This window comes from Alteromonas gracilis, from assembly GCF_036870955.2.
Taxonomy (GTDB): Bacteria; Pseudomonadota; Gammaproteobacteria; order Enterobacterales; family Alteromonadaceae; genus Alteromonas; species Alteromonas gracilis_A.
This window is the reverse complement of sequence record NZ_CP145482.2, coordinates 3,069,854-3,092,570: the sequence shown is the minus strand read 5'-3', so window position 1 is coordinate 3,092,570 and position 22,717 is coordinate 3,069,854. Positions and strand designations below refer to the sequence as shown.

The following is a 22,717-nucleotide window of genomic DNA, read 5'->3' as shown; positions in this document are numbered from 1 at the left end:
GTCTAAGTTTTTTGTTTAAGTTTTAAAAATAAGTGTTTCAGGCTGCGGAGCAAATGAATAATCGTACCACGCAAATTGCGTTTGGTAAGTCGTAGTGTTTTTAGGTTGTAAATTTCCGTTGAAAGGGACTGTTTATACTGCGCATACCCGGCTAAAAAGTCATATTCTTGCTTACCCAGACTTTTATAGTGCTTAATCATTTGCGTGTGGAAGATGTAACCAGGTTTAATCTTCTTATTAGGTATGTTGTAGTTTATGCCAGAACAATAAAATCCGACGTGATGTTCATCAATTAAGTTGAGGCTAACACCAATTAGTGTGCTTCCAGCAAAAACAGCAATTAACTCCGCATTATTTGGGTATTCTAAAATTAATGTTAAAAGATGCTTTCTAAAAGTCGGGTTATTAAAGCCGCTTCCAAACTCGCTATTGCCCCATTTCTCAATGTGAAGATTTGAAAGTAAGTCAAAATAGTCTAATTGTTCTTGAGCAGAGCGTGCTTTGCTAACAAACAGTTCGCCAAAGTCCTCTTGTAATAATTTAAATGCTTTTCTTACCTGATAGCGGGTGTTTTTTGAAAGATAACTCAATTCATCAGATATTGACGCCAAGCAAACTTTCGCTCCAAAACAGCTTTCTACTTCTATAAACCAGTTCTTTTCCGCTGCTTTAATCCAGCCAGATGCTGATGGCGCAAGCGATACCGTTAACTCGTCTATTTTTTCTCGGTCGAGAATTTCTATCAATGCTTTAATACACATTTGCTCATTTTCTGCAGCGCAAAAAATTCGGTTGTATTCTACCCAGACTTGATCGTGCTCAGGTATACCTGATTGATTGACTAAAGCATGGTGCCACTTGACTGGTCCATTCTGTTTTCGAACCGTGCCTACGAGAACTAGTCCTATTAAGTCTTTGTCTTTGAAAAAAAGAACCAGTGTTTGGAGGGAAGTGGAAGTTGCCCAAGAATGAAGCCACGCTGCGTTTATAAAAAGATTGCTAGGCTTGAACTGTGCGCTTAACTGTTCAATATATTGACAGAATTCTTTATGGCTGCAGCCATTTACAACCTTTGCATGAACCAAGTTAAAATACCTATTCAATGTAAATTGTCATGTATATTGAGTGCTATCAACTCAGCTGCGAATAAAACTAGGTTTGAAGCAGCTAGAAAATGAAGCATTGAGAATATAAATTAGCGAAATCAGTAGCATGACTTTAAACAAAAATTAGTTTGCCATAACAAACGGAGTTAAGCACTCATAAATTGAAAGCAAACTAATCAGACTAGTGATAAAGTTTTAAAAGACAAAAACGAATGCATTAATAACAATGTTAAATAGACAAAGTCACATTGGAATAGGGGAATTCAAGTGAGTAAATCCATAAGTAATCGCTATGGTATTTTAAATAGCAAGCTAATGTGCGCCGTATTTTTATCGTCATCAATGGTTCTTAGTGGGTGTGGTGAGGTAAGTAAAGAAGAACGTTTAGCTATAGCAGATGCTGCTTCCGAAAGCGGAAAGTATGATGATGCGTTGATACAACTAAGAAGCATAGTCTTATCTGAGCCGTCAGATATGGTCTCGAGAGAAAAACTTGCAAAAGTTTATTTTAATATTGGCAATTTATCGGGCGTGATAAAAGAGCTTGAACTAGTTGAGGAATCCGTCTCTTTAAAAGGTAAAGAAAGTATAGGGATGCTTTTGATGAGTTACCTTTTTACAGGTAGTTACGAGGACGCGATACTATTTTATCAACGTAGCGATGAAGCTAAGAAACACGACGAAGCAGCTATTGTGGCGTATGTAGCTGCGATAAAAAATGGTAGTAACCCACGAATTGAAACTGCTCGCGTAAAAAGAACATTAGCGAGCAAAGAGTCTGACCTCTTCTTAGCCGTGTCTAACTATGTAAATAAAAACTTCGCGAATGCAAAAAGCCATATTGACAAAGTAGATCACCCGTTTTTCCTTTTTCCGTTAATTACTGATTTGAAAGCGCAACTTGCCATGAAATCGGGAGAAAATGAAAAAGCCGTTGAGTATATGACAGAGATCTTAGGCATTTGGCCTAATATTGCGATTGTACAGATCACTTCAGCACATGCTTTTGCTTTAAACGGTGAGTATGATAAAGCTTTCAATATTATTGGTTCAGTACCTCCTGACACTCGTTCTCCATGGTTGGATAAAATCTCTGCCGAGATTTATCTTAGAAAAAATGAGAATGAGAGTGCATTGAAATCTGCTGAAGAAGCTATTGATAAAGGGTTGTCGATAGAAGATAACTTTATAATCGCAGGTACCGCTGCTTTTAAACTCGGTAGAAACGAAACCTCTTATGAATACCTTAAGAAGGCCTATGCTAAAAATCCACAGAATGCCTATACGATGAGACTTCTATCTGGGGTCAGCATTGAATTAGGTTATGTCGACGAATCCATCGAACTCATGAAAGCGGCTGATTTTTCAAATGCAGACAATGTTGCCTTTATTGCTAATACCAGTGAATACCTGAGTCAGGTTGGAAAGAATCAAGAGGCAGGCGAGTTGATAAAAGAAGTCCATTCTCGAGACCCTGCAAATGCATCGCTACTATACAAGTTGATTGCTCACAACATCGATAATGAAAATTTTGATAGTTTCGAGCTTGATATTAAACGCCTGGAAAATCTTGGTGGCCCTTCTCTGCAACTTTTAGCAGTGAAACTGAAAAAGTTAATCAAGGATGGTCAATATGAACAAGCAATCGCTTTGATAGAAGAAAATAGAACTAACGTTTCACCAGATGAAAGCGAAATATTGTCTCTACTTTACTCAACTGTTCAAGTTAACAATAAACAATATCAAAAAGCGCTTGATGAAATTGAAAAAATTGAAGATGACGAAAACCCCGACTTGCTGAATTTAAAAATGCTAAGTGCATACGGAGCAGGCCAGCTCGATCTAGCAACTAATTCTGCGAAAAGGCTTGTTGAGTTGAATCAAAATTCTGCTAGCGTACTTCAATTATTACAAATGCTTGAAGAGAACAATAATCTTGATACAGAGAGCGCACTGAGAAGGTGGAAGGCGAAAAGTGACTCCCCAGCTCTGTATGACGCTGGGTTAATTTATCTTTACATTTACAAAGGTGAGCCTGACCGTGCATTTGAAATTGCACAAAGTAATGAAGCTGCATTGTCGTTTATAGAAAATCGTCTTTGGCTGAATACACTCATCGAGCTAGGTGATAAAGCCAAAATACTCAGCTACACAAACAAGTTGTTAACACAGGACGACGTTGGTGAAAACCCCAAGATATTTGCTGATATCATTGCGTTTTACCTAATGAACTCTTTTAATCAAGAAGCATTAAGCGCCAGCGAGAGCGCGCTTAATGCGTTTCCTGACGAAGTGAGCTTTAAGATTGCGAAGCTTGAAAGCCTTATTAACCTTGGAGCGCTGGAAAGAGCTGAGGTTGCCATCAATTCGTTAAAAAATAACGATGTACCGAAATGGTTAGTAACTCACTTCAAAGGGCTTGTAAGCCTTCGTAGTGGTGACGTTAAATCTGCTAAATCACAATTAGAGCAGGCATTGCTTATCAATCCGAGTGTCCCTACAGCTCTGTTAGTAGCGCAAATTAATAAAGAATCAGAGCCTTTGACAGGATTAAATGCTCTCGAGAGTGTTTTTATTGATTCGAATAACGAAAAAGATTTGCATACCCTTGCAGAGTACGCCGCTTCGGTAGGTTTTTTTGACAGAGCACAAGCCTACTATGACAAGATTATTCAAAACTTCCCGGAATCACATATTGCGCTCAACAACAAAGCAAATATTTTGATTGAGAAAAAGAAGTTTACTGAGGCAATAGAGCTTGCGGACAAGGCGTATAATATTCGTCAGAATCCTGCCTACTTAGATACAAAAGGCTGGGCTGAATATAAAGCTGGTCAAGTGGAAAGCGCAGTTAGTACATTTAAGTCTTTACTCGAAAGTCAGCCCCGCTACGAAGCTGCAGCAGTCCATCTTGCTGAAATCTATATTGAACAGGGTGATAGGGCATCTGCATTGAAACTTAAGCAAGCTTTTCAATCATCAGAGAACAGTAGACTCAAGAGCAATTGGGAACTCATAGATTAGTGTCAGTTTGTTTTACAGTAAAGGTTTCTTTAATTTGTTATTTTTATTTAACCATCTGTAATTTAGGCTTTTTTTAATTATGGTATACATGTTGCTTTCTATTGGGTGTGGTAACCTTAAATACTAACGGATATGAAAATGAAAAACGTAAAAAACACATTATCTGCACTTGCTCTGATGAGCATGGGCGCCCTAAATACTGTTTCTGCTGACACAGTTAGCGCAGGTGGCATCGAGTGGGATACCACTGACAATAACGGTAACGCTGGAATGTCGGCTCAAGTTAGCTACCAACAGTGGTTTACAACAGGAGCATATGGCTACGACGCATTGAATGATGTTTTCGTCATCAACGAAGATTCAAACAACGGCGTAACTCCAGGTCAAGGTGTACTTACAGGTCTTGGTGTGTTTACGGTTTTCTCAAATGGCCGTTCTAACACTATTCCATCATTTTGTGCTGATGGTTTTTTCTCGTGTGAGTTAACGTTTGAATTCGGTGGTTTAGTACCACAACCTAATGGCACCTTCGATTTTTCTAGCGGTTGGTTAAATGTTTACTTCGATAATACTGTTTCGTTGACAAACAACGTAGTCACCAATCCAACTGATATTTTCGGAGCAGGAGCAGACGAAGATTCTTACGAGCGTTTTTCTTCTACGCAGAATGGCGATTTATGGGCATCGTTCGATTTCGATTTCTTTGATTTCATTCCAGATGACCCCGCTGACCCTTTCAGAGCGGGCTTTGCTTCTGCAGGTTTGAATGTAGTGGGTGGCATTCCTGAGGTGGTTGAAGCCATTAACTTTGGTGATGATCTGTTTGATTTTTTCTTTACATCTGAAACCCAAATCAACAATCAGAACTACTCTCAAACTGCGACTGCATCTATCACTTCTGTGAGCTCTCCAGCGACGATTGGTCTTATGGGACTTGCTTTATTTGCAGTTGGCGGTTTATCGCGTAAGCGCAAATAACACGCGGTACAAAGCACGGCGGACTGTGCTTGGCTAAAAAACGAATGAAGCGCCCAACTCAGTTGGGCGTTTTTTTTGATCAAGGTGCTATCTGTTGAAATTGGAGAAGTACATTGACTTGGCCTTGCTACTTCCTCTTGGCTCTTATGATTTGACAGTTATGAGAGTTCTGGTTTCGGTATTGTTACGGTCTCTCGATACGTTTGGTGCAACGGATTCATGCCAAGTGTTTTTCTAAAAACGTCTGCTCAAGCTGAAGATTCATTTATTGCTGAAAAGTCGGATACAAGTCTCTACGGTTTTAATAACGAATGCATAATTAAAACCTCAATGTACTTGTTTATAGAACGTTTATTTTTGTTCAGAAATGCTTTGTCTAATGTCGTTGAGCATTTTAAGAAAACTAGGAGATAGCTTAGTCTTTAGTAGTTCTTGGTTAATGTAATAAGGTGCACGTTTTCCATGATAGTCCACCACTGGGCCGATTTGCTGAAATTTGATTCCAACAAACCCCATACTTCTTGCTAGCCTTGGTTCCATCATCACGTATGCATGTTTGATTTCTTCTTCTAAGGCTAGTGCTGCTGCAGCAAAATAGAGACCAACGGCAATAAATGGGAAGCAACGTAATTCGGTTTCAGAATAGGTATCCTGGTTAATAGTACCCACAGCAGCGCCTTGGTGGTTATCCATTTGACGACGTCTAAAATGTTTGGGTACTGCTAGTCTTGACACTTCACAAATGTCTTTTCTGTCAAAATTAGAAGGGTTTAGCTGGTCATCAGTAATAGAATTTAAACAATATTTTTCTATCGGTAGCTGCTGGTGGCTTTCAGTAGGGCGTACTATTCTTACTGTGCCAGCAAAGCTGGACGAGCGACTGTGTTTTATCAAGCAATGAACTGAGAAGTCGTCAAAGTCATCGAGCTCCATTCCACTCTCTTTTACTGGTTCAAAACCAAGTTCTTCACAATATACGCCATGGCGTATCTTGAAAACTTCGTCCCTAAGGCTGTTTGTGCTAGCGACAACAGGCGCTAGATAGGATGAAAAGTGCGAAGAAATATAGTTAGCCTCTCGTAGCTTTCCATACCCGGAAAGGAGCTTACCTATTTTATTATTTTTACCAACAAGCTTGGTAACCACATCTAAAACATTAGTGTTTTTTAAGTTTGGCATAATACGCACGTACTTTTTAAGATACTTATGAGTTTAGCAAAAAAGAAAATGTTTTGAACTGTTTTGATTTAAACAATAGTTTAATATCTCAGAGTAATATTACTTTCAATTAAATTGTTGTTTTATCAAGGCTAAATACTCATAGGATGCCAAACGACTTCCTTCTAAAGCTGCGAGTGATGGTAATGTTAAATAAGGCGTTAAATCTCCGCCACTGTGGTAATCGACAGGAAAGAAAGACACCGCCTTCGAAGCTCCTTCTATTTCTTTTGACACGCGAACTACATGAGTAGCGGTTGTGACTATTAAAATATCCTTGTTATTAATGACATTCTTTGCCGAAGAAATTTCTTCTTGAGTGGTTGTGCCTTCATTTGTTTTTATTATGTCTTGTGAGGGCACCCCTAGAGAAATCAAAAATGCTTCTGCTTTTTGGCTGTAGTTTACATTTTCGTTCTCTAGGAAGTAGCCGTAGGTTAACACTATTTTACTTTTAGTCTGTGCGTGCAAAATCGCTGCTTGCACCAGCCTTTGTAGTGAACAGTGAGACCAACGACTGACCTCGGGCACATCCCCCTTAGTGTTGTAGTAGCATGCGAGTACTAATATATAATCAGGTTGGCTGTTTGCTTTGTATAGCTGATTAGTTGCTTTTTCACTTCGCTCAAGAGGGTAAAGTAATAAGTCTGCAGAATAAGGTTGAGACCAGATCAAAAGCCAGGCAATAGAGCCTAACGCAAGATAATTAGACAGTCTCGCACGTTTAAAGAAATAGCGCATGAACAGTGCCAGTATAATAAGAAAGAAACTTAATTTAAGTGGAGAAATGAGTTCTAGTACAAGTGCCTTTATCAAAACCAAACCATATTAACCCGCAACCAAAACTAAACAGTAAGCAGTTTTGAAAACAATAGCAATTGGCGATTAGATTCTTAATAGCAGAGGACTACGACACCAAATTCAAATTTAAACTTCTTTCTATTAATTCGCCGTAATTTTGATATCATTAATTTAGTGGACATGGGACGTCACTCAAACACGCTCGAGTGTTAAACTTAACTCAGTTAAATAAAGTGTCATTTTTTTTTACAAGTAAATTTTTTTTGTTTTTATCATATTGAAAATCAATGGCTTTTTAATTGGTTTGTTTCTTGCATTAGTGTGTATAGATTCGCTTTCAAAGTATTTAATTTTTCGAGGATCAAATGAGCCAAAAACTCACTAACAATGACAATTCAACAAAGCAAACAAACTCACGGAGACAATTTATTGTAAAAACCGTAGTAGGTTCTGCTGCATTGTCAGTACCCGGTAGGTCAGTGTGGGGCGCGTGTTCAGTTTCTGGCGCCATGTCAGGCAACGTTTCTCGAGTCGAGAATACTCATAAATGTGTAGCCCCGACAATCAGCGGTGGTCGCTCTCCGGGCTCTTGGAAAGACACATTAGATGGGGCGATGAATGGCCAAAAAATTAAGGCTATGTTCCCCATTTTGAAAGAACAGACTCATTTGCCTGCTGCTGAAGTTGGTTCGATACTCTGGGTCGCTTATGAAAAGCACTTAGAGGAAGTAGTGAGAACTCACTCGATGAAAATTGACCGACGTGTGCTTTCCAACGGCGTAATCTTTGTCAATGGAGGAGTTCCCTTAGCTGCTGCATTGGGTGATCCGGGCGGTATGGATTACAATTTGGCGGCAGTTTGGCTGAACGTATATTTTGGTTTTTATCCTTCTATCGTAGCGCACGATGCTAATGAGCAGGAAAGAATTGATCGCGCCAACGAGTTAGTTAACAATATTGCTATATATTTATTTAGCGAAGCCAGAATTGCGATGTCTTCACCAGCTTCGTTTGGAGGTACTGAGTTGGTTAGTTTCAATTACAACTTCGAGTCTGAGGCTTCGACGAATTATACCATTTCAGACCCTGAAGATAATGAAATCAATAGAACAACGCCGCATGGATTGACTGAGGATGATTTAACAAGCGATGATTCTGGAAACGGAAACGGAAACGGAAACGGAAACGGAAACGGAAACGGAAACGGAAACGGAAACGGAAACGGAAACGGAAACGGAAACGGAAACGGAAATGGAAACGGAAACTAAACGCTCCAAGCAGTAAGGTTAATTAAACTAAGTCGTTATGTTCAGGTTTAGTAGCTCGGTCAAAGCGAGATTATTAAAATCGGGCAGTCATTTACTGCTTTTCGACATGCGTTCAGGCGATACTATTGCTTTAGAATGTAGCCATGCTGAGCTGGCGGCAGAATTGCTTGATAAAGCGCATGACAGAAATCATTTTGAGTCGGCGTTAAAATTCGAACCAATTGGTTTTAAAAAAGCCTGTGATCTAAAGATTATTGAGAAAGTTTGAAGTCTCTATTTATAAATACTGGGCCATATGTTTTCAAGTTAGATTGTGAATGTTCGAAGGTGATAAGGTCAGTAGAACAGATGTATGGTGACCATCACTTAGAAACAGACGGCTACGATTTCGCTATCTCTGTTACCTCTCCAAGTGCCTTAAGACGCTTCATCGCCCCCCAAATTAGTTTTTACTGCGACAAACAAGCTCCTTTTTTTCCTTTACCTCGAAAGCAAAGTTACCCACTTCTTGAGTGGGGTATGAATTGGTGTATTGCTGCACATGAGTACTCACGGCTGGTCATACACTCAGCAGTATTAGTAAAAAATGGAAAGGCTATTTTGTTTCCTGCTTTACCTGGGTCGGGAAAAAGTACACTCAGTGCCTTGCTGTCTGAAATGGGCTGGTCGGTATATTCTGATGAAATGGCGATTATTGAGCTTGATAGCCTGAATGTAAAACCTATAAATAGGCCAGTTTGCTTGAAAAACGATGCCATCGATATCGTTAAGTCTAGTTTTAGCAACAGCGTCTTTACAGAGAAGTTTTATGACACTCAGAAAGGAACGGTTGCACATAAACGGGTGCATACACAACAGTCGTTCAAGCTTTTAGAAGATATGCCAATTGGCGCTGTTGTGTTCCCTAAATATATACGCGGTGAAGCTACTAGGGTGCAACAAGTTACGTCTGCTGAAGGTATCCTCCAGGTAATTAGGAATGCTTTTAACTACCATGTCATGGCCGAGAAAGGGTTTGAAGCATTGGTTAATCTTGCTGATAGGGTAGAATTCTTTTCGTTAGAGTACTCTGATATTGATAGTGCGGAAGAGGCGCTAACGGAGTTGCTTCTGTGAACGCTTTCGCTAAAGCTAAATACTTTCTCAAGATTTTCAACGATGTAAGCTTAGTATCAGCTCAGTCGCGGAAAACGCTATCTGAATTACTTGTTTTTCTTCGCGCTGCAAACATGTTGAGTCTGTTTGCTCATAAAGTAGTGCGCGAAGACATGCTATATGAATTGCCTGAAAACTTTCGATGGCATATAACGTCAAATATAAATTATTCTGAACGACAGCAATATCAAGTTGGAATTGAAATAGACAGGATTAACCTTCTTTTAGAGGACGCTGGAATTACCCCTGTTTTTCTAAAAGGCGCGGCATACAATATTGAAAAAGTAGCTTCGCTGGAAGGCAGAACGATGTCTGATATTGATATTCTTGTTAGTTCTAGCGAAATCAAAAAGACAGAAAAAAGACTACTTTCGTTGGGGTGGCAGGCAAAAGAGCTGTCGAATTATGATGAAAAATATTATCGAGAGTTTGCACACGAAATTCCTCCAATGTTTGACCCTATTTCTGGCACGACGTTAGATATTCACCACAACTTATATCTGCTAGGTTAGCGGAAAGGCTCCCGACGAGTCTGTTTTAAGGCAGAACATCATTGCATCTTCGGAAAATAAACTCGTCTTCAAAAAGCACATGCAGGCATTACATACTTGCGTGCACCTATACTGGAACGAAGACGTAAGCTCATCACTTCGTGATTTGTACGATTTTACTTGCCTTTGTAACGACAGTGCATCAGAACAGTTTTGGGAAGCAATAATCAAAACTGCAAAAAACATGAACTTATCACCTCTTCTCTACGATGTAGTTTGTTTGTCAGAATTCTTTTTTCAGTTGCATTGTCCTTTAGAAACCAAAACTCAGTTGAAAAGCCATTTAAACCTTTTTCAGAGAGTCCGGCAGTCTATTACGCGGTTTGTGATGAAGCGTGCTTTGGTGCCGGATACTCGTGCTTGCAGTAGCGTTTCTCTAAAAATCTGCCGATTCATAGCTTATTTGCGGGGGCATCTCATGAAGATGCCTGTTCATGTACTTGTGCCACATATGTTTAGAAAGTTATCCATGGTCTTACGCAAAAGTTAACGTCCTTTCGCATAACGACCTGGCCCAAGAATGTTGTTTGGATCTAGGGCGTGTGCAATTTTATTCGACGTCGACCAGAACGTTTTTGACGTGTCGAGATTTTCTTGTTGTTCTATGTTTAATCGATATGGAACAAAGCCCAGCTTTAGACCTTTTTCGTAGAGTGACGCAAGGCATGCTTTTGCATCTTCTTTTGCCTTTGGATTATTGATATCGAAAACAATAGGAATAGTGCTGTCAGTACAGAATTGGTTGAAGTTTGTAAACGTAATCATGGGCTCAATATTGTACTGTTGGCATGTTTCTCTAACTAAACCTATAAAACTTAACATTGAGGCTGGTTTGGTCGGTATTAAAGGTGCATACCACAAAAGTCCGCATCCATCGTCTGCAGGGTTAAGCTGGTTTGCTTTGTCTGGTGTCGTTGCTGAGTTACGCCAGTAAGCAAGAGGAAGAGCAACTTGATTTGGTATCCCTCTCATAATTGCCATGCCTTCTTCTAAAGTGGCAAGTTGTTGTCTAGGTGCTTGTAAAATAGACTTTGGTGCTAAGTTAGTAACTAGCTTTCCAATTTCGATTAGAAGGTCATTTGAAAAGAAAAGCCTTGATGCTCTTTTCTTCGCAATTTTCTTAATCTCTGTTTTCACGGCCTTTGAGACGTTTTTTGCTCCATAGATTGTCCCTATTACCGTCCACTCAGGAATATCTTTCTGTTTGCTGATTTTCTCTATTTGTTGTAACGACATGTTTTGGTGTGAACCTAAGCACCATTAGGATTGTCGGCCATCATGGCTGACACTCTTCTTTTGTCCATCAAGTTCATGCTGCCAACGTTTCGTCCAACCCTATCGAATATTTCCGATACAACTTCATAAGCGTCAGTAAATGACGATTCATCAAAGAATTGCATGTAGAACGATGTGAAACCGTCACCTGCTTTATCAAGTGAAATTGTGGCTTCGGTCACAACTAAATTAGCCGATTGAGTAAATATCCCATCAAGATAAGGGCCATGTTTCCACTTAAATGACTTGTCTGCCAGTTGCTCAGGTGTCATATCCATCTCGGCAACCCCTGACTGATAATATTCCCCTGTGGGTAGAAACCCTTTAATTGAAGTTACAGCAGAGAAATGGTCTGCAACAGGGGTAATTCCGTAACCTCGCTCGAGTGCATTGGCGAGCACGCTACATGTTGGCCCTGCACCCGTCACCTAAGCACCATATAATCAGATGACTTCTCTTTAAGAAAATCATAGAGAATTTTTTGTGTTACGCCTGGCTGAATAGTGCAAAGTCCAGTCTTTTCATCGAAAAATAAGATGTCATTGAGCTGTGATAAATCTAGTAGATACTGAATTCTTTTGTCTTTTGGGGGAACACTACTGCCGTAACCCCAGTTATTACCTGTGCTGATGGGATAAACAACAAACTCTTCATCTGTGTTGCTGCATTGGTTGGCAAGCGCTAGAACAGCCTGAATATCAGCGCTGTCACCTATTTTTATCACCCCTTTTACTTGTGATGAAAAGCCTTCAGGTGAGTTGTGGTAAGGAGTAACATCGTCGTTATTCGTCACTAATACAGATTTACTACTCAATACCGATTCAATAAGACTTTTGCTCATGCAACTTTCCATCACTAAAAATTTAAGTATAGTGGAAGCATAACTTTATCTTGACGTTTAAGTACATATTATCATGAAAATTTTAGTCACTGGCGCAGCCGGTTTTATAGGTGCGGCAGTTTCACAGTACCTTATCAATCGAGGTGATGAGGTTGTTGGTATCGACAATATCAACGACTATTACGATGTAAACTTAAAACATGCTCGCTTGGCGCAACTATCTTCATCAAAAGCGTCTTCACTATTTTCATTTATACAAATGGGAGTAGAAGACCGAGAAAAAATGAGTGATCTCTTCGCAACGCATAAGTTTGATAGAGTAGTTCATTTGGCAGCGCAGGCGGGCGTTCGTTACTCACTAGAAAACCCCAGTGCATACATAGACTCAAACATTGTGGGCTTTGGTAATATTCTAGAAGGTTGCCGCCACAATAACGTACAGCACTTGGTGTATGCATCTTCAAGTTCGGTGTATGGTGCCAATGAGACTATGCCGTTTTCAGAACAACACAATGTCGACCATCAAGTTAGTCTTTATGCCGCTTCTAAGAAAGCGAACGAATTGATGGCGCACACGTATAGTCACTTATATAACCTACCAACAACAGGATTACGCTTCTTTACGGTGTACGGCCCTTGGGGGCGACCTGACATGGCGTTGTTCAAATTTACAAAGGCTATTTTGGAAGGTAAAACGATAGACGTCTACAACTACGGTGATCACCGCCGTGACTTTACTTACATAGACGATATTGTAGAAGGTGTCATTCGTTCGCTTGATAATGTGGCGAAGCCAAATGAAGAGTGGGATGGCAGTAACCCTGACCCAAGTACCAGTAAAGCGCCTTATAAGGTATACAATATTGGCGCTCAAACCCCAGTGCATCTACTCAAGTTCATTGAAACACTTGAAGATGCGTTAGGCATAGAGGCGAAAAAGAATTTGTTACCCATGCAGCCAGGTGATGTACCAGATACCTATGCAGATGTGTCAGCTTTAGTTAACGATACTGGTTATCAGCCAAGCACTGATGTCACCACAGGCATAAAAGCGTTTGTTGAGTGGTATCGTGGGTTTTACAACGTATAGGACAGATTCTTCACGTTTCTGTTTATGAGCCGAGCGCTAGAGCGCGCTCGTTCTCATTACACTTGCACACTTCTTAGGTAAGAACTCTTTGGTGGTGTGATAGCCTAAATCAAACAGTGAGTTCTTAATCTCCGGTGTTAGCGAAAAATCAACGGCTGAAATATCGCCAGTATTTATCACAACGGTGTTGTGCCAATATTTGGCGTTAACATATTCTCGTGAAATAGCTGTCATAAATGTGCGAATGAGCATGCTGACATACTGAGGTAACTGCAGTAAGTTTTTCTTGATCGCCTTTCGTTTTTGCATGGTACTTTGCAGTCTGAAACAGACCGAAGGCGTACCGTCACCTCGCCAGTCTTCAAATAAGGCGTCCTCAGAGAGTATTGCGCCATCAACCAATAAGTGCTCTTTAAATGGCTTGAAGGAAAAAATTAGTGGTATTGACATGGAATACCTCACGGCCTCAGACACTTTCATATCTGGCGCACTTTTTCGATTAAATAGTACTGGCCCGCCACCATTCACATCTGTGGCAAGGATATTTAAATCCAGTGGTAAATCTGAAAAGCACGCTCCATCTAGTTGCTTGTCAATCCACGTTTGAAATACATCGCCTGACGATAAGCCGCCTTCTCTTAGCAACCTTACTAAGGAGAACTGTGTAAACTGCTTAAAGTCCGTAGCAAGCGCCAATTCGCGCATTTCTTCAACGGTGTACCCCTTAGCATAAAGGGCCGCAATTATTGACCCTCCAGAGACGCCTACGAGCGTGTCAAACGCAAAGTTCATGTCGTGCAGCGCTTTAATAATTCCGATGTGTGCACTTAGTCTGGTGCCGCCACCTGAAAATATCGGCACAATATTGATTGGCTGAGTAGTTGGGACCGTGGTGGCTAACTGCATATTTCGACTCCAATAGTTAGGTCGTCATATTACCTGTTGAGGCTTGTTAACGTCTGATAGTCATAACGTCTGATAGTCATTAGTACGTAGCATGACACGCGCTGTATCATTTAAGATTAGTAGATAGTGCCAAAGACGGCAAAAAACTTGGGGGGCACTTTAGTCTAACGTGGGCTAGCGAGTCTTAAAGCAATGCCTAGTGTATGTGCTGAAGAGAGGTGCTGGTCACCGATGGATAATCCTTCCTTCGGTGACCACGAACCCATTAAACGAGATATGTTGCTCATACCTCGTGTTAGCGCACTTTACTGCTGCGCCAATTTTGCTTTCATCTCACGGCGACGGGCGTGAAGCAGTGGCTCGGTGTAACCACTTGGTTGCTCTTTACCTTTGAAAATAAGGTCACTGGCAGCTAAAAATCCAATAGAGCTTTCAAGATCAGGTGTCATTGGAATGTATTCAGGGTCTGCGCTGTTTTGCTCGTCAACAAGCACAGCCATTCGTGCTAATGACTCTTTTACCTGGTCAACACTCACAATGCCATGTTCTAACCAGTTCGCAATGTGCTGCGATGAGATACGCAGTGTTGCGCGGTCTTCCATTAGACCTACGTCATTGATGTCAGGCACTTTTGAACAACCCACACCTTGGTGTACCCAACGAACCACATAGCCCAGTATGCCTTGCACATTGTTGTCGATTTCACGCTTAATACCATCGCGGGTCAAGGTAGATACATCTTCTAAAAGCGGGATCGTTAAAATGTCATTTAAGCCGTCGAAATTAGCGTCCAAGGATTTTTGAACATCAAATACATCGACATCGTGATAGTGCAAGGCGTGCAGTGTAGCCGCAGTAGGAGAGGGAACCCAGGCGGTATTCGCTCCCGCTTTGGGATGGCCAATTTTTGCATCCATCATGTTTTGCATTTCATCAGGAATTGGCCACATGCCTTTACCTATTTGCGCTTTACCAGATAAACCACAACGCAAGCCAATTGCTACGTTCGCTGTTTCGTAAGCTTTTATCCATGGCATGGTTTTTAGCGCTGCTTTTTCGGCAAATGGACCCGCTAACATTGATGTATGAATTTCATCACCCGTTCTGTCTAAGAAACCGGTGTTAATAAACACAACACGAGACGTCGCCTCGGCAATACACGCCTGAAGGTTTATGCTAGTGCGACGCTCTTCATCCATAATGCCCATTTTTAATGTGTTTACAGGCACATCGATGATGGTTTCAATTTTGCCAAATAATGCGTTTGAGAAGGCGACCTCTTCAGGCCCATGCATTTTAGGTTTAACAATATAAATGCTGCCTGCTCGGCTGTTTTTAAACTTACTGTTGCAAAGCAAATCATGCTTAGCAATAAGCGAGGTAACGAGGCCGTCCATAATGCCCTCTGGCACCTCTTCACCGTCAAATAACATAGCGTCATTTGTCATTAAGTGACCTACGTTGCGCACAAACATCAAACTTCTACCGCTTAAGCTAAGTTGCTCTTGATGGTCTGCATGTGTTGAAGGTGAATAAACGCGGTCTGCATGCATGGCGCGAACAAGTTGTTTACCGCCCTTTGTCATTTCAATGCTAAGCGTACCTTTCATAAGGCCAAGCCAGTTGCTGTAAACGAGGGTTTTGTCTTCGGCGTCTACGGCGGCTACAGAGTCTTCGCAGTCCATAATGGTAGTAAGTGCTGCTTCTACAAGTACGTCTTTCACGTTAGCAGGGTCACTTTCACCGATAGGGTGCGTAGGATCTAGCTGAATTTCAAAATGTAGGCCGTTGTGTACAAATAATAGAGCGCTAGGTGCTGCAGCATCGCCTTGATAACCCTGCCATTGTTCGGTATTGGCAAGCGTGGTGACGTCACCGTCTGCTAGCGTTACGGCAAGTTTGCCTGTGTTGATGTTATAAGCTGTTGCATCGGCATGGCTACCCTTAGCTAGTGGGATCATGGTATCTAGGTATGCTTTCGCTTTGGCAACGACCTTTGCGCCGCGAGCAGGGTTGTATACTTTACCCGCTTCTGCTCCACCATCATCGCTAATAACGTCTGTACCGTAAAGCGCATCATATAAGCTGCCCCAACGCGCGTTAACAGCGTTAAGTGCATAACGTGCGTTGTTAATAGGTACCACTAGCTGCGGGCCCGCCATCGTAGCAATCTCGGCATCAACGTTAGTGGTGTTCGTGTCAACGTGTGAAGGTTGGTCTACCAAGTAGCCAATCTTTTTTAGAAATTCATTGTATTCGCTACCATTAACCGGATTTCCGGCTTTGTGATAGTCGTCAATCGCGCGCTGTAACTGGTCGCGCTTTTCTAGCAATGCTCGGTTTTGAGGAATGAATTCTGCGAAGAGGGCCTCTGCGCCTTTCCAAAAAGCGTCTTGATCTACGCCTGTACCAGGGAGTGCCTGTTGATTAATGAAGTTGTCGAGTTGGTCGGCAACCTGTAAACGGCCTCGAGTGATATATCCTTGCATAACTACCTCTATACATTTTTTAGTGTCTTCAGTGTAGTGTGTATAGAGGTAGTTTTTTAATTTATGGCTTGTATCTTTGCCATAAAACCTGTGAATGTTTGGCTGCGCTTAGCCTGCATTCATGTCGCTTGCTACATCACTAATCAGTCTTCGCAGCCAAATGTGACCCGCGTCGTGGTGTAAAAGTGCACTCCACGCCATTTTCAGCGCAATAGGAGGAATGTCGAAAGGCGGCTCTTTAATGACAACATCTGGGTCGTGTTTAAATAAGCGAGCCGCTTTACTCGGTAACGTCGCGATAAGCTTTTGCTTTTTGGCAATTTGTAGCGCTGCATGATAGTGGCGCGTGAACACGCGAATAGCACGCTGTTTTCCTATTTTTGTCAGTTCTGCATCAACCCAACCTAGCTTTTGCACTTCATTAGGGTCGATACCTACGCCTACACCAAATCCAGTTTTACTTACCCATATATGCTGTGCACGTAGGTAGCCTTCTAAATCACATTTTGCGACAAGCGGGTGGTCAGCGCTCATCACACAGCTAAAAGTGTCGTACCAAATTACTTTTTGGTGGAATGAAAGCGGTAGTTCGTCAAAGCGGTTTATAGCCATATCCACTTTGCCTTGCTCTACGTCATGAAACGTGACATCGCTGGGGGTGATTAAATCTAGCGTTATGTTAGGTGCCAAATCAGCAAGTCGGCCAACTAATTCAAGCAAAAGCGTACTCTCAGCATAGTCGCTGGTCATTATGCGAAAGGTTCTATCACTGGTAAGTGGGTCAAAGTCAGTTTCAGGTTGAATAGAGCTTTCAAGGCGGCTAAGAACGTCACGGATAATTGGCTGGAGCTCCAAAGCGCGTTTTGTTGGTGTCATACCGTCACTGGTGCGCACCAATAGAGGATCTTTAAATAAATCGCGCAGGCGTTTAAGGCCGTTACTCATAGCTGGCTGAGTGATACTAAGTTGGTTGGCTGCTTTTGTTACACTGCCTTCTCTTAGCAAAACATCTAAGTACACTAATAAATTCAGGTCGACCTTCGCTATATTCATTATTCTAATGCTCTTATTAAACCTAATTAAACAAACCTATTGTACGTGTTTTTAGTTTGAATGTCAGATAAGCGTTTAGTCGTAATGCAGATGAGCGTTTTATTTTAAGTTGTTGTATTTATTGGTTTATATTTGTGGTTTATGCCTGCTTGTAAAATATGTAATAAATTATTTTTCATTTTCTTGATAAATCATGTGAATAGTGAGGCGTTTTTTTTGAAGTAAACGAAAAAGGGCACCCGAAGGTGCCCATTGGAAAGGTTGGGATGCTTTCCAGTTAACTTGTTTTCAACGTAGCTTACACGTCAAACTGGTTCATGGTGTTGTCTTCACCAGATGCTTTAAGCGCACCGTCACCAGAGAAGTACTCTTTGTGCGTATCACCTAGGTCAGAACCTGCCATTGCTTGGTGCTTAACACACGCTAGACCTTGGCGAATTTCTTGACGCTGAACACCGCGAACGTATGCAAGCATGCCTTCTTCACCGAAGTAACCTTTAGCAAGGTTGTCAGTAGACAGCGCCGCAGTGTGGTAAGTCGGAAGCGTGATAAGGTGGTGGAAGATACCAGCTTCACGCGCTGCGTCAGCCTGGAAGCTCTTGATCTTCTCGTCCGCTGCCGCTGCAAGCTCACTGTCGTCGTAGTCAGCAGACATAAGCTTCGCACGGTCGTAACCAGAAACATCTTTGCCTTCTTCAGTCCATGCATCAAATACCTGCTGACGGAAGTTAAGCGTCCAGTTGAACGATGGCGAGTTGTTGTATACCAGTTTCGCGTTAGGTACTTGCTCACGGATAGCGTTAACCATTTCCGCAATTTGGCCCACGTGAGGTTTTTCAGTCTCAATCCAAAGTAGGTCCGCACCGTGTTGAAGTGAAGTCACACAGTCAAGTACTACGCGGTCAAAACCTGTACCTTCTTTGAAGCGGAATAAACCGTTGGGAAGACGCTCAGGCTTAACAAGCTTGCCGCCTTGCTTAAGTACTAGGTCGCCTTCAGCTAGGTCGTCTGCGCCAGCAACGTCAGTTGTTTTTAGGAATGCGTTGTATTGTGCAGCTAAGTCGCCCTCAGACGTCGATACAGGGATCTTCTGAGTAAGACCAGCACCTAGTGAATCGGTACGCGCAACAATCACGCCTTCATCTACACCTAGCTCAAGGAATGCGTAACGTACTGCGTTGATTTTAGCTAGGAAGTCTTCGTGTGGAACCGTTACTTTACCGTCTTGGTGACCACATTGCTTAGCGTCTGATACTTGGTTCTCAATTTGAATACAGCATGCGCCAGCTTCAATCATCTGCTTAGCCAATAAATAAGTAGCTTCTTCGTTACCAAAGCCTGCATCGATATCAGCAATAATTGGCACTACGTGTGTTTCATAGTTGTCAATTTCTGCTTGGATAGCCGCTACGTCGCCGCCGTTTTTCTTCGCGTCGTCTAGCTTATGGAAAAGGTCGCCTAGCTCGCGAGCGTCAGCTTGGCGAAGGAAAGTGTATAGCTCTTCGATAAGCGCTGATACTGACGTTTTCTCGTGCATAGATTGGTCTGGAAGTGGTCCAAACTCAGAGCGAAGTGCTGCTACCATCCAGCCTGAAAGGTAAAGGTAGCTTTTATTCGTTGTGCCTTGATGCTTTTTAACTGAAAGCATTTTTTGCTGGCCTACGAAGCCATGCCAGCAACCTAGTGACTGTGTGTACTGAGACGAATCTGCGTCGTATTCAGCCATGTCTTTTCGCATGATGCTTGCTGTGTAGCGAGCGATGTCTAGACCCGTCTTAAAACGGTTTTGAAGTTTCATGCGAGCAGCGAACTCTGGGTTGATACCTTCCCATGTTCCTTTTTGTGCTGCTTTTAATGTGGCGAAGTTATCAATGTCTTGTTGATATTGCGACATGAGCGTCTCTCCCGACTATAATTAAAATACTTAACGTTATTAGCGTTTACGCTGTAGGGCGTTCCCGTTAGTTCCATTTCATCCTAGTGCGCAAAGTTGAATAATAGAAATATATATTTAACATTGCCGTCATTCATTTTGTGAATGTTTGTGAGAGGTGTTTCGTTAAAGTGGGAAGTGAATTGTTGAGTGTTGTTACTGTATGCGCTGCTAGGTGAGGTGTTTGTGCTTTGCTTAGGTGCCGACTTAAATCAAATTTTAAGTCCTATTTTAATTGCTATGCGTAAGGAAAGTAAGGTAATTAGCATCTATGCTGTTCTTAGGGCGGCATAATATTTAACGGTGCTATACCAAAAAGAGTAATTGCAAGGACGGGCTGTGCAGGTTAGATTGTCGCGATAATGCTTTATGTGTTGTGAAATGCATTGATTTTAAAAGAAAAGTGAGTGATATGAGTAATAGTGTCCTATCGTCCGTGGATCAAAGAACAAAGCTTGTCGGTGAAAACAGGCTAGAGCTATTGATGTTTCAGCTGGGCACGCGTCACGTATTCGCTATGAATGTTTTTAAAATCAAAGAAGTTATTAACGTTCCAAAACTCAATGTAATGCCCGGTTCACACTATAACCTTAAAGGTGTTATGAATTACCGCGGTCAATCTATCCCTATTATTGACCTGCGCCAAGCAATAAAAATGCGCACTAATGTTGCCGAAGACTTCGCAAAAAATGTCATCATTACCGAGTACAATCGCAGTGTTCAGGGCTTCATCATTGGTGAAGTGAAAAGCATTGTGAATACGTCATGGGGTGATATTCAGCCGCCGCCAAGTGGTATCGGTAAATCAAACTATCTAACCGCTATAACTCAGGTGAATATTGACGAGAAAACAGAGCTGGTTGAGATAATCGATGTTGAAAAAGTGCTGGCAGAAATTATCGATTACGACACATCGATTTCTGAAGAAGTACTCGACACTGAAATTGTTAATCATTTCAACGGCAAAAAAATTCTTATCGTTGATGACTCTGGTACCGCGCGCAAACAGATAAGGGATACCTTAGAGCAGCTTGGGGTGTCGATTATCGAGCGCAAGAATGGCGCAGAAGCACTGAAGCTATTGAAGTCGTGGGCGGATGAGGGCAAACGGCCTTCTGATGAGATCCTACTTATGTTTACCGATGCGGAAATGCCTGAAATGGACGGTTACCGCTTGACCTCTGAAGTAAGAAACGACCCTCGTATGGACGACCTTTTTATAGCGCTTAATACATCACTCAGCGGTAGTTTCAATGATGCCATGGTTGAGAAGGTTGGGTGTAATCGATTTATTTCGAAGTTTCAACCCGACATGCTTGTTGATGTCGCACAGCAGCGATTGCGTGAGTACTTAGCATAGCGCCCCCATCGCGCGTTCTAAATTCAACGCTTACCCTTGTGGTGACCATTTGGTCAGGTTTTGGCTGCCTCATTAGCGCGAAATAACATGTTAATTTACATTATTTTAGCGTAATTCGTTGAGGATAGAGGGCTAGGTGATTTACACTTGAGTTACTAATTTAAATAGCCCTGTGTTGTAACATTAGCAGGGACAGTAAATGTTTTAAAAGCGCGCCATCGCAACCAATTGCAGCGGTTGGTGTGTTTGTACTCAAGGTAGTTTAAATGATTAAACAATTTGTTCGCACGTCGTTATACGCGTGTGTGTCAGTGACACTTCTTGCAAGTTGTAGTGCCACAGATAATGCTACACCCACAAACAATACCCAAAACGCCGTCGCACAGTCACACGTTGGGGAAAGTAAAACACCAAAAAATATCATTATGGTCGTTTCCGATGGAATGGGCCCTGCTTACACCACCGCTTATCGTAATTACGTTGACGACCCGTCAACGCCGCAAATAGAAACCGTTGTCTTTGATGATATTTTAGTAGGTAACGCATCAACTTATCCTGCGCAAGTCTCAGGCTATGTCACAGACTCAGCTGCTGCCGCTACCGCTTTAGCTACGGGGGTTAAGTCATACAATGGCGCAATTGGGGTTGACGTTGATAAGAACCCAGTCAACTCAGTAATGCACTATGCAAAGAGCAAAGGCATGCGCACAGGGCTTGCAGTGACTTCACAAATTGTTCACGCCACACCAGCATCCTATATTGCTCACAACGAAAGTCGTAAAAACTACAATGAAATTGCGGAAGATTTTTATGATGTCCGCGTAAACGGCGAGTTTGTTGCCGATGTTATGTTAGGTGGCGGTACAACCTATTTTGAACGTGATGACCGCAATGTGTTGGCCGAGTTTGTTGAGGCTGGTTACCAACATGCTGATACATATGACCAGCTAGATACTGTGCCAAAAGGAAGTAATGTTTTAGGGTTGTTTGCACCAGTAGCGCTTCCTGCAGCTCTGGATGATAAACGCAAAAATCGCCTACAGTTTTTAACAGAACATGCCATAAAGCACTTAGAAAACGATAAAGGCTTCTTTTTACTAGTTGAAGCAAGTCAGGTCGATTGGGCGGGTCATGCTAACGATATTGCATCTGCTATGGCTGAGATGCACGACCTAGCGCAAACGATGGAATACTTGCGAGAATACGTTAAGGCTAACCCTGATACATTAGTTGTGCTTACCGCAGACCACAGTACGGGTGGGTTGACGATTGGTGCAAACGGCGACTACAGATGGAGCCCAGAGCACCTCAAGAACATGCAAGCATCGGTAATGACCATTGCGATGGCAATGCCAAATGAAGAAAATCCAGGGGATTATGTTGCTGCTCAACTGGGGCTGTCTTTGACCGATGAAGAACTTGCCACGCTAGACAGTGTGTCAAATCAAGATGACAGAACACGTTTTATGGCGGTTAAAGGGTTTTTAGATACAAAGACCAATACCTAGTTGGACAACTGGTGGTCATACTGGGGTAGATGTTGAGGTATTTGCTTTTGGTGCGGGATACACGCACTTTATGGGGCAAATTGATAATACTGATATCGCAAAGAATATTTTTAGTTTGCTTGGCAAAAAGTAGCGTCTAGTAGGCTAAATAAAGCGCCTTT

19 protein-coding genes and 1 pseudogene are annotated in these 22,717 nt (G+C 42.0%); 10 read left to right on the top strand and 10 right to left on the bottom strand.

Annotation, left to right across the window (positions count from 1 at the left end; genetic code table 11):
* Positions 1 to 2 precede the first annotated feature (2 nt).
* Positions 3 to 1,085, bottom strand: coding sequence for a GNAT family N-acetyltransferase (locus tag V6N89_RS14960; RefSeq protein ID WP_338518244.1), 1,083 nt, complete (start codon positions 1,083 to 1,085; stop codon positions 3 to 5).
* 288 nt (positions 1,086 to 1,373) lie between these two features.
* On the opposite strand from V6N89_RS14960, the gene V6N89_RS14955 reads away from it, so the two are divergent.
* Positions 1,374 to 4,130 (top strand): tetratricopeptide repeat protein, encoded by a 2,757-nt coding sequence (locus V6N89_RS14955; protein WP_338518243.1) that lies wholly within the window; start codon positions 1,374 to 1,376, stop codon positions 4,128 to 4,130.
* 138 nt (positions 4,131 to 4,268) lie between these two features.
* The gene (locus tag V6N89_RS14950) at positions 4,269 to 5,108 is read left to right on the top strand and encodes a hypothetical protein (protein ID WP_338518242.1); all 840 of its coding nucleotides are present in this window, start codon (positions 4,269 to 4,271) and stop codon (positions 5,106 to 5,108) included.
* Positions 5,109 to 5,459: 351 nt separating this feature from the next.
* On the opposite strand, the gene V6N89_RS14945 is transcribed toward V6N89_RS14950, so the two are convergent.
* Positions 5,460 to 6,287: a PEP-CTERM/exosortase system-associated acyltransferase gene (locus tag V6N89_RS14945; protein WP_338518241.1), complete on the bottom strand. Its 828-nt coding sequence runs from the start codon at positions 6,285 to 6,287 to the stop codon at positions 5,460 to 5,462.
* 105 nt (positions 6,288 to 6,392) lie between these two features.
* Positions 6,393 to 7,142, bottom strand: a complete 750-nt coding sequence (locus V6N89_RS14940) for a YdcF family protein (RefSeq protein ID WP_346992881.1) — start codon at positions 7,140 to 7,142, stop codon at positions 6,393 to 6,395.
* A 350-nt stretch (positions 7,143 to 7,492) separates the two neighbouring features.
* Here V6N89_RS14940 and V6N89_RS14935 point away from each other — a divergent pair, with 350 nt between their 5' ends.
* The 5 genes from V6N89_RS14935 (at position 7,493) to V6N89_RS21800 (ending at position 10,591) form a co-directional block, all read left to right on the top strand.
* On the top strand, positions 7,493 to 8,395 hold the full coding sequence (locus V6N89_RS14935; RefSeq protein WP_346992880.1) for a hypothetical protein: 903 nt from the start codon (positions 7,493 to 7,495) through the stop codon (positions 8,393 to 8,395).
* Positions 8,396 to 8,501: 106 nt separating this feature from the next.
* On the top strand, positions 8,502 to 8,663 hold the full coding sequence (locus tag V6N89_RS14930; RefSeq protein ID WP_346992879.1) for a hypothetical protein: 162 nt from the start codon (positions 8,502 to 8,504) through the stop codon (positions 8,661 to 8,663).
* A 59-nt stretch (positions 8,664 to 8,722) separates the two neighbouring features.
* Positions 8,723 to 9,511, top strand: a complete 789-nt coding sequence (locus V6N89_RS14925; protein ID WP_346992878.1) for an HprK-related kinase A — start codon at positions 8,723 to 8,725, stop codon at positions 9,509 to 9,511.
* On the top strand, positions 9,508 to 10,062 hold the full coding sequence (locus V6N89_RS14920; RefSeq protein ID WP_346992877.1) for a nucleotidyltransferase family protein: 555 nt from the start codon (positions 9,508 to 9,510) through the stop codon (positions 10,060 to 10,062). The genes V6N89_RS14925 and V6N89_RS14920 overlap by 4 nt, the downstream gene beginning before the upstream one ends.
* Positions 10,063 to 10,141: 79 nt before the next feature.
* Positions 10,142 to 10,591 (top strand): nucleotidyltransferase family protein, encoded by a 450-nt coding sequence (locus V6N89_RS21800; protein ID WP_431189733.1) that lies wholly within the window; start codon positions 10,142 to 10,144, stop codon positions 10,589 to 10,591.
* On the opposite strand, the gene V6N89_RS14915 is transcribed toward V6N89_RS21800, so the two are convergent.
* From V6N89_RS14915 to V6N89_RS14905, 3 genes are read right to left on the bottom strand one after another with little or no spacing between them, the layout of a single operon-like run.
* Positions 10,588 to 11,337 carry a hypothetical protein gene (locus V6N89_RS14915; RefSeq protein WP_338518235.1) on the bottom strand — a complete coding sequence of 250 codons (750 nt, stop codon included), beginning with the start codon at positions 11,335 to 11,337 and terminating at the stop codon, positions 10,588 to 10,590. The two genes, V6N89_RS21800 and V6N89_RS14915, sit on opposite strands and share 4 nt — an antisense overlap.
* Positions 11,338 to 11,351: 14 nt before the next feature.
* Positions 11,352 to 11,804, bottom strand: coding sequence for a hypothetical protein (locus V6N89_RS14910; RefSeq protein WP_346992876.1), 453 nt, complete (start codon positions 11,802 to 11,804; stop codon positions 11,352 to 11,354).
* Positions 11,801 to 12,217, bottom strand: coding sequence for an FAD-binding protein (locus tag V6N89_RS14905; RefSeq protein ID WP_338518233.1), 417 nt, complete (start codon positions 12,215 to 12,217; stop codon positions 11,801 to 11,803). Before V6N89_RS14905 ends, V6N89_RS14910 begins: the two co-directional genes overlap by 4 nt.
* 73 nt (positions 12,218 to 12,290) lie before the next feature.
* Between V6N89_RS14905 and V6N89_RS14900 the strand changes: the two genes are divergently transcribed.
* Complete coding sequence (locus V6N89_RS14900) at positions 12,291 to 13,307, top strand: NAD-dependent epimerase (RefSeq protein ID WP_338518232.1); 1,017 nt, start codon at positions 12,291 to 12,293, stop codon at positions 13,305 to 13,307.
* Positions 13,308 to 13,343: 36 nt separating this feature from the next.
* Here the strand turns inward: V6N89_RS14900 and V6N89_RS14895 are convergent, their stop codons facing one another.
* From V6N89_RS14895 to V6N89_RS14880, 4 genes are all read right to left on the bottom strand, one after another.
* Entirely contained in the window at positions 13,344 to 14,213 is an 870-nt protein-coding gene (locus V6N89_RS14895; protein ID WP_338518231.1) for a patatin-like phospholipase family protein, read from the bottom strand.
* A gap of 305 nt (positions 14,214 to 14,518) precedes the next feature.
* The gene (locus V6N89_RS14890; protein WP_346992875.1) at positions 14,519 to 16,702 is read right to left on the bottom strand and encodes a malate synthase G; all 2,184 of its coding nucleotides are present in this window, start codon (positions 16,700 to 16,702) and stop codon (positions 14,519 to 14,521) included.
* A gap of 108 nt (positions 16,703 to 16,810) precedes the next feature.
* Positions 16,811 to 17,755 carry a LysR family transcriptional regulator gene (locus tag V6N89_RS14885; RefSeq protein ID WP_338518230.1) on the bottom strand — a complete coding sequence of 315 codons (945 nt, stop codon included), beginning with the start codon at positions 17,753 to 17,755 and terminating at the stop codon, positions 16,811 to 16,813.
* Between the two features lie 298 nt (positions 17,756 to 18,053).
* Positions 18,054 to 19,649, bottom strand: coding sequence for an isocitrate lyase (locus V6N89_RS14880; RefSeq protein ID WP_338518229.1), 1,596 nt, complete (start codon positions 19,647 to 19,649; stop codon positions 18,054 to 18,056).
* A 451-nt stretch (positions 19,650 to 20,100) separates the two neighbouring features.
* Between V6N89_RS14880 and V6N89_RS14875 the strand changes: the two genes are divergently transcribed.
* Positions 20,101 to 21,048 carry a chemotaxis protein CheV gene (locus tag V6N89_RS14875; protein WP_338518228.1) on the top strand — a complete coding sequence of 316 codons (948 nt, stop codon included), beginning with the start codon at positions 20,101 to 20,103 and terminating at the stop codon, positions 21,046 to 21,048.
* 266 nt (positions 21,049 to 21,314) lie between these two features.
* Positions 21,315 to 22,689, top strand: a pseudogene (locus tag V6N89_RS14870) (alkaline phosphatase).
* Positions 22,690 to 22,717: the final 28 nt, after the last annotated feature.